The following is an 11525-nucleotide window of genomic DNA, read 5'->3' as shown; positions in this document are numbered from 1 at the left end:
TCTTGGTAAATCGGAGCAAGCAAGGGAGCGTCTTCCACTTCCAACTCTTGTTTCACCATTCGCGGGATGGTTCGCTTGATCTGGCTTGCGATCATGCTCACCACCTGGTGGTGAATCTCCGCCTTGTTGCGCAGCTTTACTTCACGCTTGGTGGGGTGGATGTTGAAATCGACCAAGGTGGGATCAACATTGATGAAGAGATAGCAGTAGGGAAACGACCCTCCTGCAAGCAACTCACCATAGCCGTAGGTGACCGCCTGCACCAAGGAGTACTCTTCGACCGGCCGATTGTTCACATAGATTTTGATGTATGATCGATCACTTCTCGACAGGGCGGGGGAGGAACAGACGGCATACAAATCGAAGCGGCCTGCTGTATCATACAGCTCCAGCATCTCCGACGGGACAATATTCTGATTGAGGGAAAGGACGTCCAAGACCCGCTGTTTTCTCGTTGTTGGAACCAGGTCGACCCGGACAGTCTGGTCGCTGATGAAGCGAAAGGCGCGGTCGGGGAAAGCCAGGGCCTTTTCCAGGAGAACCGATCTTGCCATGGCGGCCTCCGTGGAAGGACGCTTGAGAAACTGCCGCCTGGCTGGAAGTTCCTTGAACAGCCCTTGCACGGTCACCATGGTACCGGTACGAGGACCACCAGGAAGCACTGCTTCCTTTTTTCCATTGTCTATGGTGATTTGATACGGGTCGCTGCCTTGATAGCTGCTTGCAATGGTGATTCTCGATACTGCTGCTATACTGTACAACGCTTCACCGCGGAAGCCCATGCTCTTGATATGGTACAAATCATCAAGTTCGCGCACCTTGCTGGTTGCGTGGCTTTCACACAGCAGCGGAAGGTCCTCCCGCTCTATGCCTTCGCCGTCATCGATGACCATGATCTGTTCAAGCCCCCCCTCGGTTACGCTTGCAAGAATGGTTTTGCCACCTGCATCAAGGGCGTTGTCCAAGAGTTCCCGAATTACCGAGGCTGGTCGTTCAATAACCTCACCGGCAGCAATTCGTTGGGCTACCAAAGGGTCGAGTAGTTGTATCTTCATAGCAAGACTCTATCACAGAAGATGCACAAGCGCAAAAGCTAGAAGGCCTTATCCAGCTGTATTCTTGCTGTAACACTCACAACCGGTACCGTATACGCGGTCGCTGAAGCAGAGTAGGCTGCCTTTGCCATGAGGTTGAGGACACCAAAATCATATCCTGCATAGAGGTAACTGGTCGCATAGGTGCCACCGAAAACATCGGTGACAGGAGAAGATCCGGCTACGACGTCCTGTAGAGTCGCAAAAAGGCCGAAGTTTGCAAGTCCGAGTCCGAACGCAAACTTCTTGATCTTGATCCCCAACGAGAGCTGGCTGTAATCGGCGTTATGGCCCCCAGTCAAATTCGCAATGGCAAACGTGTTGGTGAGCGGGATATTGAATACCGCCTTTGTCTCAAAATTAGCACCTTCATACCGAATATCGGCGAGGATGTCAAAGGCTGATGCATAGGTTGTGTCGATGCCGGTGTAGGCAAAGTCATTGACAAGCAGATTATGGTTCTTTCCATCGTTCACAGAAGCGAGAATCTTGGCGTTAAACTGGTTGCGTTTGACTGAAAAACCTGCTCCCAAAGAGTAATTGGGGAAGAATGTAGCAAGCGACGTATCAATAAACTGGTCGGCATCGATGACGGGATACACCGGCAAATATCCATGTGCTTGTACAATGGCACTGAACCGGGTGGTTCTGGTATTGATGATAGGGAAGCGGAAACTCAGCAAGGGATAGAGATCAACCGACCAAGCGGGAGAATTCTCCACCTTTGCAAGGCCGCCGAGGGCGATGGTAAGGGGATACCCTCTTGATGGGGTGAAATGCAGGATTGATGAACCGAATTGGGCACGGTTTGCAAGAAGATTGGCTAGATACAAATCATCAAAAGCTGTGATCAAGGTGAAGGGGCCGGCTATGATTTGGTTTTGCAGAACCAGCTTGTCGCTCTGTCCGAATTGGGCTGCGGTAAAACTGGCCATGTCACTGACGAGGCTTCGATTGTGGTCGAGTGTCAGATAGAAGCCGGATGTGCTATAGCCGATCCTCAACTGATCGAGAAATGAGAAAGCATAGCTGATACGGGCCAGAGTTGAGCTCGGCAGGGGATTCGTATTACTGGCAAAGGTGGCAAAGTCCTGAGTCTGCACATACGACTGCAAAGAGATGCTGAAGGGTCCTTTGGCATAAAACGGCTTGAGCGTCAAGCGATGGCTCATGGCGTCGGAGTTGGTTTCATCAAACTGGAACCGATAGTCGGCGACTATTCCAAAGGAGCCTTGCAGACGGCTTGCCTCGGAGGAGGTGAAGAGGCTGGTCGTGCTGATGGAAGCCGAAGAGGAGGTGACGCTAGGTTCACTTGCCGTTTCTTGAGCAACAACGGCTTGTTCCAGCTCTTCACTCTGCTTTGACTCGATGGGGATGGTAAAGGCCAAATCGAGCTGCTCGTTCAAGGCTGCTACCGTCAATTCGGGTTGCACATCCAAAGGAATCGAAACATCGAGCAATTGGGTCTCGCTTGTCTGCTGGACGATTGCTGCCTCGTCCTTTTCAGATACCACCTTTGCTGCAGAGATAATGGGCGGAACAGCAACCATGGTTGTCACTTGAACAGCAGAGGGTATCTCTGGAACCATCGGACGAATCGTGACAATAATTCGGGAAGAGGGGGCTTTGATAATCTTGGAAGTAATGGTCCTGACTTTCTCTGGTACCGGTATCTTTTTGACTTCGACCGAGATCACCTGCACCTCTTGGGGAATGTACGGCTCCTGTCGGGCCACAGTCAGACTGGTAACAGGCTCGGCCAGCGGCACCGTCACGACTTTCTCCACCTGCCTCTGGTCGATCACCAATTCAGCGGATTTTGCTTTGGGGGCCAGAGGGGTAGGTGCAATGATTGGCTTTGAAAGATCTTGGACTATTTGCTTGGCGAGCATCATATCCGGATAGGTTGCATAGGTCAGGTAATACCCGATTTCTATGGGTTCGGGCCGGGCACTCTGCTCTTGCATGAATAGTTTGTCGAATGGACGAATCGTCCTGGTGAAGCCTGTCAATGCGTTGTATGAGGATACTTTGCCGGAAAAAGCAGTGACACTCTCCTCGTCCTCGGTGGTGATGACCAGCATCTCCCCATCCCCTTCGAGACGGTGACGCGATACAGGGGTGGAGACGGTAAGAACCCCATATTCGGCGGCATTGGTATTGAAGGTGGCCTTTCCCGATACGAGATAGAGATCGGAAGTTTGGCTGCTCAAGTTGCCGGTGATCAACAAGGAGTCTTCATAGACATTGATCGTCCCACGGGGGGTGATGATGAGAATGGGTGTATCCGGGTTTTGGATGATCCAGCCCACTCCGATTTTGCTGGCATTTTCGCTGGTCGGGTCAAGCCGGTTGCCTTGGCTGTCAAAGAGCTTCAGGGCGCCGATGTCACCATCACCTATGAAGACTGAATCATCAGCATAGAGGTTACCGATGAGGCAGGCGGCCAAGAGAAGCAGACCAACATGCTTGCATAACCGATTCATATACACTCCCTACACTGAAGTTACAGGATGGATATCCTCACTGCAGTATCTAACGTATAGGTTGCATGGGCTTGTTCATCGAAGAGGATGCTCAGCCCAAGGTCGAAAGAGTACGGTTTGACTTTGACTACTGCAGAGGCTGAAAGTATGACATTCTTGAGAGTCTGCAAGCCTTCAAGGAACCGTTCTCCTGTAGTGGTAGGATAAAGCTTTTCATAGCTCAAGTCTAGGGAAACAATATTGAATAGGCGCTTGTCTATGCGTGCATTTGCAAGAAAACGGTAATCGTGATAATCGCCGTAAGAATAATTGCTTACCATTTTTGCCCTGAGATATACACCTTCCCTGACAAAGTTCAGGCCGAACATTGCATCCAGTCGGGTGGTACCCTCCTCTATGACCAGTTCGTCAAGATCTTCCGCACTGCGATTCTCAAAATCGGAGGAGAAGTACTCTGCATAATACCTGCCAAAAAACGGAACCGTCACACTTGCATTGAAGATGAAAAAGCTTTTGGTATGTCCCCACAACCCATAGCGATAGGCGAACGCCGGCTGGCTCTCCTCACGATCGGGGGTTTGGGCGATGAAATCGGTGAAAAAGTCGACGTTGAACCAGTTCCAGGTTATGACAGGCAGGGAGATGTCCAAAGCAACAAGCTTGCGTCCCAACAGTTGTCCTTCTTGCTCGTCAGGCGACGCGGGGCTTTGGGCGAAGGAGAGACCTATCTGCAGGGCGGCGACGGACTCATACTCAGGATACCCTCCCAAGGGTCTGGAAAATATTCTCCAGGCTGTAAGGGTGGGCTTGAATACGTCGTTGGTGATGAACTCAAATCCTGCATTCGGGATACCGAGCAACATTGCGTCAACCATGAGCTCCAGACCCGGCCGGCTGTTGCGAACCGATACGCTGCGGTCGAAGTAGCCGTTGACCAATGCACCATCACCGAGCGTGATACCCAGTAGTTTGCCGAACCGTACATACAGAGAATCATAGCGTTCCCCATACTGGATTGTACGGATGAACCGGCTGTAGTGCTTGAACACATCGATCGTATAGTCACCAAGACTCTCCCCTTCATCTCGTGCGGGGGCTTCCCAATCGGAGAAATCCAATGCCAAGCCGAACGGTTCGGTTTCATACGAACCCTTGATTTTTACATCGAACTGGAAGGTAAACTTGCCGATGCTGAAGTCCGGCATATAGGAGAGGGCGAAGAAACCATCGCTGGTGGCCATACCCTCGAGCAAGCCGGTCGAACTCTCAATTCCGGCGATCGGCCAAGAACCTTCTGTGGTGGAGTATGAAGAGGTCTGAGCATCCGGTTCGACAGGTTGCTGCGACTGCTCTGGGGGCATGACAAAATCACCCTCGCTTTCAGCACTCAAAGGGAGGGTTGCAAGCAGGATCATCAGTAGAAGCAGACCAAGACGTCTTGGCAATCTGTCACCCCTCCTTCCTAAGGCTATCATCCCACATTTCAGGTATGGATGTAAACAGGCCAGAGAGCCATAAGTTACAGCCTGCCAGTAAATTGATGGGCATGATAGATGTGCTCGCGGGTCAGTTTGTCGAGTCGGCCGAGGTCCTTGACAATGGGTTTGAGCCGGGCTCTGATGTTGGTCTGGTCGTAGGGGCACACAGGCTTTACCACCGGCAGGTCATATGCATCCGCAAGTCGCTGGGTGACAGCTTCGTGAATCTCTATCATCGGCCTGATGATGTGGATTTTTCCCTGAAAAAACGGCTGGACGGGCTGCATGGTGGAAAAGCTTGCACGAAAGCAGAGGTTCATCAGGCTGGTTTCCACAAGATCGTCGAGGTGATGACCCATGGCAACCAATTCGATATTGTTCTGCTCACAGTAGTTGAATAGTACTCTCCTTCGGTTTCTCGAGCAGAGGTAACAGTTGAACTCACCGTTGAAGGATGCCGGGTATTGGTGCTCATCAACAATGGTAAAATCATAGCCGAGATCGGTAAAGAACGTAGTCAGCTTCCGGCGGTATTCATCGGGGATGGGATGCTCGATCCAGTTGATCATCAACGCCTTCAATTCGTAGGAGATCGGCAGCCAGCTGCGACGAATCGAAAGGGCGAGGGCCAAAGCAAGGCTGTCTTTTCCTCCAGAGGCTGAAAGGAGCACTGTTTCGTTTTCGCGAATCATTGAGTAGGTATTGATCGCCTTGCCGGTGTGTTTGATGAAACGCATCACCCAAGGGGGGATGTCTCCATCGATGAGGGTGCGATACGAGAGTTTTTCCATGCAGTCAGAGCTCCAATGCCTCCAAAATCGCTTTTTGTGCAATACAGGAGGGTGTGAAGATTCTGAATTTTCTCAGGCTTTTTGTAAAGACCTTACCAATATCATAGGAAAATATTTGGTCGAAATCCCAAAAGCGCTTGAGCGTTCCCCCTTCACCAAGAATGGGGATATCCGATTCAAAAGAGATGGGTTCAGGAATATCGACGATGACCTGGGACTCTGAAACCCCGAGCTTGGAGGCAAGGGCAGATTCGAATGCAGTCCGGCCGGCCAGCTCTCCTGTTTGTGCTTCCAGCACTCCCTGTGCCTCATACGCTTTCTCAAAGCCGAGACGGTAGAGACGATTGTCCCGTACTGCAGCAAACAGCGGGGCGTTGGGAAACTTCTTCAGTGATGGGAGCATGAAGAACTGCTGGTCATCCAACCCATAGAGGTCATCAAAGCTGAGACTCCCGTCGGCAAGCGAGAGCAGCACAGCCTTCTTGATCATTGCTGTTGCACTGCGGGTGGTCTTATGCCAGTACACATTGCGGTACATCAAGTACTTGCTGAACAGAAGGTGTTCAATTGATCCGATGGCTTGCTCGGTGACGGCAAGCTTGGAGTCGACAACCGTCAGTTGGTCGGTGATATACGAGACATCCTGGGTACCGTAGGGAACCCCGCAAAAGAAAGCATCACGGTTCAAGTAATCAAGCTTATCGGGATCGAGGGTGCCTGAGAGGATAGTGCGGTACAGCTTGATCTCTTCATCGTCACAGGGGATCTGCTCATCGATGATCAGTCCAACCTTCTCACTTTGGATTCCGGCTTGCTCGATGGCCTGCCTCAGGGATTCGTTGCCGCAGATGAGACGGTTTGCCATTGCCTCATGACTGGTAAGCGGCAGTTCCTTCAAGGAGTGGGCGAAAGGAAAGTGGCCGATGTCATGCAGGAGGCATGCACACAGAAAGGTCTTCATCCCTTCTTCGGTGCAGGGGAGAACCAAATTCCCTGAGTTGGCTTGCTTCAAAAGACTGGTAAGAATGGAAAACCCGATATGGTAGACGCCCAGGCTATGGTCGAGCCTGGTGTGCACCGCTCCGGGGTAGAGGTGAAAGGTCGGCCCCAGCTGCTTGATCCTTCCCAGTTTCTGAAATACTGCATCGGCGATGATCGGCTTGAACGACAGTGGCAGATGGATATCCTTCCACAGCGGATCGCGGATGCTGAACTGTTGTTCGCCGTAGAGGCTGCAAAGTAACGATGTGTAGGTGCGCTGCATGCATAGATAGTAGAACAGTGCTCCTCCTGTGTAAAGTGAATAGAGAAAAGAGTGGCGCCCTCTCATCGGGGCGGATTAGAATGATGACAAGCTATGAAAAGGAGCAGTGCATGCAAACCTATTTGATCATCGCCGATGATTTTACCGGAGCCAACGACACCGGCCTGCAGCTTGTCCGCCGCGGTGTACCTACGAGGGTGCAGATAGGACATCTGCGGGAACTTCCCGCACGGTATTCGCTGGTGCTCGATACCGAGTCGAGGAATCTGTGTCCGCAGGAAGCAAGAGAGACTGTCAGGGCGGCCCTCTCGGATGTGGATCCATCCTCATTTTCCATCATCATGAAGAAAATCGACTCTACGCTTCGAGGCAACATCGTCGATGAGGTGGGCGAGGTGGCAAAGCACATGCATGTCGATATTATCGTTGTAGCAACGGCGTTTCCCGATATGGGACGCATTTGCATGGACTCGGTGGTCTATGTGCACGAGAAACGGTTGAAAGAGACCGAGCATGGCAGAGACCCCCACAAGCCGGTGACCGAGGATAACCTGTGTACGCTGTTTGGCTCGTTCCATCGGGTGGTGCATCTTGGTCTGGATACCATCCGGTCCCGTTCCTGGCCGATGTTGCGCGATGGAGTGGTGGTGTGTGACTCCACCAGCAATGAGGATCTGAATCTCATTGCCGCATGGGCGCTCTCTTTGAACAAGAGAGTGCTCTTTGTTGGGAGCGCCGGCCTTGCCGAGGCTTTGGTCAACCAACAACACCCTACAAAACCAGTGTTGGGCTTGGTCGCCAGCTTGAGCGAGGTGAGCCGCAAGCAGGTGCTGTATGCCCGGAAAAAGGGTATCTGTACCGTCAGTGTCTCCGTGTGCGACCTGTTGGAGAAAAAAGGCCTTCACAGTTATGCCGAACGGATTCGTCTTCTGCTCTCGCAGAACAAGGACGTCCTGCTGGTCGCCTCCTCTGTTTTGGAGCATGCAGAGTATGAAGCTTCCTTGGAGACAGGTGCGCGCTTGGGCCTTACGGAAAGCCAGATTGGGATTGCAGTTCGACTGGCTCTGAGCTCCATTGCAAAGGAAGTGATGGAAACACATCAGATAGGCGGCTTGTTCCTTACCGGAGGCGATACCGCCTTCGGCATCCTCGAGCTGCTTCAAATCAGCGAGGTTGAGATTCGTGAAGAGGTCTTGTTGGGCCTTCCCCTGCTGGAAGTGGTAGGTACGAAGTATGATTCGCTCAGGCTTGTCACCAAAGCCGGGGCGTTCGGAGGCGAAGATGCAATTGCATACGCACTTCGGGTATTGCGGGAACTATAGGAGCATACTATGAAACGATTTGGAATAACAGTCGGAGATCCTTGCGGGATCGGACCGGAAATCACCTTGAAGGCACTGCATGCATCGACCGCCTATCAGCAGCAGGCGCTTCTCTTTGGAAGCCGCGCCATCCTCGAACACTACAACAAGGCCCTCGGCTTTGGGTTTGCATTCAACGCCATCACAACCATCGGCGATTGGAAGGAGGGGATGATCAACCTCTTCGACCCCATGCCGGAAGTCAAAGCCGAGGACATCGAAATCGGCAAGGTAACGGTGCTTGGTGGAGAACTGGCTTTCCAGAGCGTCTTGGCATCGATAGAATTTGCCTTGCGAGGGGATATCTCATCGGTGGTCACCGCTCCCTTGAACAAGGAGGCCCTGCACCTGGCAGGGCATAAGTTCGCCGGCCATACCGAAATTTTCGGAGCCTACGCGCATGGGACTTCCTATGCCATGCTGCTCTGGAGTGAGAAGCTGAAAGCCATCCATGTCTCCACCCATGTTTCCCTTCGACAGGCATGCGATGCCTGCACCAAGGAGCGTGTACTGACTGTCATCCATCTTGCTGACGAGACCCTCAGGAAGGCCGGGTATGCAAGGCCCCGGATCGCCGTTGCGGGGTTGAATCCCCATGCAGGGGAGAACGGCCTGTTCGGAAGTGAGGAAATCGAGCACATCATCCCGGCAGTTGAAGTGGCAAAAGCCGAAGGCCTTGCAGTCGATGGACCCATCCCCCCCGATACCGTGTTTCTCAAAACGATGAATGGCTCCTACGATGTGGTGGTGGCTATGTATCACGACCAGGGACATATCCCGTTGAAGATGCTTGCATTCGACAGCGCTGTGAATATCACCGTGGGCTTGGATGTCATCCGCACCTCGGTCGATCATGGCACGGCTTTTGATATTGCCGGCAAGCTCATCGCCAGCGAAAAAAGCCTGCTTGAAGCAATCTCGATAGGAATGAAACTCTAGGTGCAAAAAAACAGGGAGAAAAAGCCTCTCCCTGTCTTGAAACACTCCACACCTATTGTACATAGGGGATGGAATACGGGCCATCGCTGAGCCAGACAATCTTCAAAGGTCGTCCGCCTTCGCGCTTTTTGATCAGGTCCAGCACGGTTTTGACTACCTCGCTGTACTCCTTGCTGTCGGTCAGAGTCGCAGCATTGATGCCGGGAAGCCCCGGTCCATCGGCTTTCGTAAGCTGGGGTGCAAAGTAGTAGTAGTGGTCCAAGGGAATCTTCTCAAAGACCGATGCCCACTTCTGAACCTGCCACTGGTCGGGGATGAAGGGCCAATCCTTGCTGTGCAGCACCTTGATCAAAGCCTCAGTGCCGCAGAGTGACAAGATTGCCAGAACGGTTTTGTACGTGATTGAACCAATGATGTCCTTCTTGTCGGTGAAGTTTGCGATGCTGATCAAATACCCGTTCTTCTTCAATGCACCGATTGAGGCAAAGGCGGCTTTGGCGCTCTGGTAGTGGTTGATGCCGACAAAGCCGCCGTGGGTGATGACAATGTCTGCTTCTTCGGCGATGGGAACCTTGGCATAGCCTTTCACCATCTCGAAGGCGGCCAGATGCGCAGCCTCCAGATCGCCTGCGTACACCCCCGTGATGGCAAACTTGTGGTCAAGGGTGACATTGACAATGAAATCGACTCCTGCCATTTTGGCGAAGGCCAGCGACTCTTCATGCACCGGGTTCCCTTCCAGATTGAGATCGCGGGAGTCTGGATGGCCCATGAGGTCCGCCCCATGGAAGAGGAAGGTCCCGTGTTCACTGATCAGGCCGGGACAGACCGACTTGCGTCCTCCACTGACTCCTGCCATGAAGTGGCTTTCCACCAAACCGGTGAGGATCTTCAGGTCGGCTTGCACATAGATGTTGTTGATCTTCACCACGCTGCCGCGTTCGGTTTTGCCAAGGTAGGTAAGAATTGACTCATCCTTGCAGTCATGATTGACCACTGCGATGCCTTTCTCAAACACCCACGGATCGATGATGCGATCGATTTCCTCGGCGGTCATCGGACGATGGGTGCCGGTGGCGATCAACACGGTGATATTCCGACTCTTGTACCCTGTCTCGAGCAAGGTGGTGAGAATGGGAACGAGGATGTTGCCCTTTCCCTTGTACGGAACCGGTCTGGTATTGTCCGAGATGACAATGACAGCCGTAGCATCCTTCTTTTTGCCAAGCTTCTCCTTGGCAATTACTGAAAGCGGCTTGCTCTGAATAGGTTCGTTGAGTGCTTGCACAATGGCAGCCTCGGGCTCGGAGAGGGCAGGGGGGGCAGACATCCCGTAGCATACCGTTGCATCGGGAAGCAGTAGATCCTTGTTTGCGGGATCTATAGGATTGTGTACACGCATAAAGTCCTCCTGAGACTGAGAAAGACGAGCAATTGCTCGTCTTTCTGATCGATTGTATACAAACGAGTGCTTCTAGATTAAAGCTGTTGGCCTGTTGCGTCAACCGCAACGCTTGCCGTGATGGCATGCTCATTGACCAACCCTCGTTTCAGTTCCCAGCGGTAGAAGAAGTCCACCAAGAACGGCACCAAGATTGCAGTAACAATGATGGATGCGGCTACCTGTACAGTGGCTTTCTCAGCAAACGGCAACCAGGAAGGATCGACGGCTGCAATAGCAGCAGGAGTTGCAATGGCGTTTCCTGCGGTTGTCCCGACGCCGGCACCAACTGCAGAAGTTCTTCGCATTTTCTTGGGTACCAACCACTTGTAGATGAAGTAGGAAGGGACACCGGTGACAATCAGGGTCATGACACCCAGAATGATACCGGGAATACCCGCTTGGATGATTGTCTGGAAACTCAAACCTGCACCGAGGGGGAATGAGAAGGTGAAAATGGCGATGAACATACCGGGCTTGAGGAAGTCGCGGAACTTATCATCCAGGTTGCCCAGGACCATACCGACAAGAATGGGAACGATGACGGCTACCAAGCTCATGATAGGGATGGTTGCAACACCGGCGATTCCCATGAACATCATTTCAAAGAACGGCCCGTCGTTCGATGAGATGACTGCAATGGCACCGACGTCGGATTCATCACCGTACTT

9 protein-coding genes are annotated in these 11525 nt (G+C 52.4%); 2 read left to right on the top strand and 7 right to left on the bottom strand.

Features of this window, described 5'->3' with window-relative positions; genetic code table 11:
- The 5 genes from mutL to B3F49_RS07050 form a co-directional block, all read right to left on the bottom strand.
- Positions 1-1055: DNA mismatch repair endonuclease MutL (gene mutL, locus B3F49_RS07070; RefSeq protein WP_293910062.1), on the bottom strand; the 1055-nt coding region annotated here is incomplete at its 3' end.
- Between the two features lie 38 nt (positions 1056-1093).
- A complete protein-coding gene (locus tag B3F49_RS07065; protein ID WP_293910060.1) occupies positions 1094-3580 on the bottom strand; it encodes a hypothetical protein in 2487 nt (828 codons plus the stop codon).
- A gap of 20 nt (positions 3581-3600) precedes the next feature.
- A complete protein-coding gene (locus tag B3F49_RS07060) occupies positions 3601-4995 on the bottom strand; it encodes a hypothetical protein (protein ID WP_293910058.1) in 1395 nt (464 codons plus the stop codon).
- A gap of 104 nt (positions 4996-5099) precedes the next feature.
- Positions 5100-5849 (bottom strand): tRNA lysidine(34) synthetase, encoded by a 750-nt coding sequence (locus B3F49_RS07055; protein WP_293910056.1) that lies wholly within the window; start codon positions 5847-5849, stop codon positions 5100-5102.
- A gap of 4 nt (positions 5850-5853) precedes the next feature.
- Positions 5854-7113, bottom strand: coding sequence for an HD domain-containing protein (locus tag B3F49_RS07050; protein WP_293910054.1), 1260 nt, complete (start codon positions 7111-7113; stop codon positions 5854-5856).
- Between the two features lie 110 nt (positions 7114-7223).
- On the opposite strand from B3F49_RS07050, the gene B3F49_RS07045 reads away from it, so the two are divergent.
- Positions 7224-8435 carry a four-carbon acid sugar kinase family protein gene (locus B3F49_RS07045; RefSeq protein WP_293910052.1) on the top strand — a complete coding sequence of 404 codons (1212 nt, stop codon included), beginning with the start codon at positions 7224-7226 and terminating at the stop codon, positions 8433-8435.
- A gap of 9 nt (positions 8436-8444) precedes the next feature.
- Positions 8445-9413: a 4-hydroxythreonine-4-phosphate dehydrogenase PdxA gene (gene pdxA / locus B3F49_RS07040; RefSeq protein WP_293910050.1), complete on the top strand. Its 969-nt coding sequence runs from the start codon at positions 8445-8447 to the stop codon at positions 9411-9413.
- Positions 9414-9465: 52 nt separating this feature from the next.
- Here pdxA and larA read toward each other — a convergent pair whose 3' ends face one another.
- Both larA and B3F49_RS07030 read right to left on the bottom strand, forming a co-directional pair.
- Positions 9466-10815: a nickel-dependent lactate racemase gene (larA, locus tag B3F49_RS07035; RefSeq protein ID WP_293910048.1), complete on the bottom strand. Its 1350-nt coding sequence runs from the start codon at positions 10813-10815 to the stop codon at positions 9466-9468.
- 77 nt (positions 10816-10892) lie between these two features.
- Positions 10893-11525, bottom strand: a 633-nt coding sequence (locus B3F49_RS07030; RefSeq protein WP_293910046.1) for a putative sulfate exporter family transporter, incomplete at its 5' end; no start/stop codon positions are given.

It is taken from the genome of Sphaerochaeta sp. UBA5836, assembly GCF_002432845.1.
Classification (GTDB): domain Bacteria; phylum Spirochaetota; class Spirochaetia; order Sphaerochaetales; family Sphaerochaetaceae; genus Sphaerochaeta.
This window is presented reverse-complemented; position numbering and strand designations above follow the sequence as displayed.

Coding starts and splice junctions, on each gene's coding strand:
- B3F49_RS07065 (WP_293910060.1), bottom strand. CDS start 3,580: ATGAATCGGTTATGCAAGCATGTTGGTCTGCTTCTCTTGGCCGCCTGC.
- B3F49_RS07060 (WP_293910058.1), bottom strand. CDS start 4,995: ATGATCCTGCTTGCAACCCTCCCTTTGAGTGCTGAAAGCGAGGGTGAT.
- B3F49_RS07055 (WP_293910056.1), bottom strand. CDS start 5,849: ATGGAAAAACTCTCGTATCGCACCCTCATCGATGGAGACATCCCCCCT.
- B3F49_RS07050 (WP_293910054.1), bottom strand. CDS start 7,113: ATGCAGCGCACCTACACATCGTTACTTTGCAGCCTCTACGGCGAACAA.
- B3F49_RS07045 (WP_293910052.1), top strand. CDS start 7,224: ATGCAAACCTATTTGATCATCGCCGATGATTTTACCGGAGCCAACGAC.
- pdxA (WP_293910050.1), top strand. CDS start 8,445: ATGAAACGATTTGGAATAACAGTCGGAGATCCTTGCGGGATCGGACCG.
- larA (WP_293910048.1), bottom strand. CDS start 10,815: ATGCGTGTACACAATCCTATAGATCCCGCAAACAAGGATCTACTGCTT.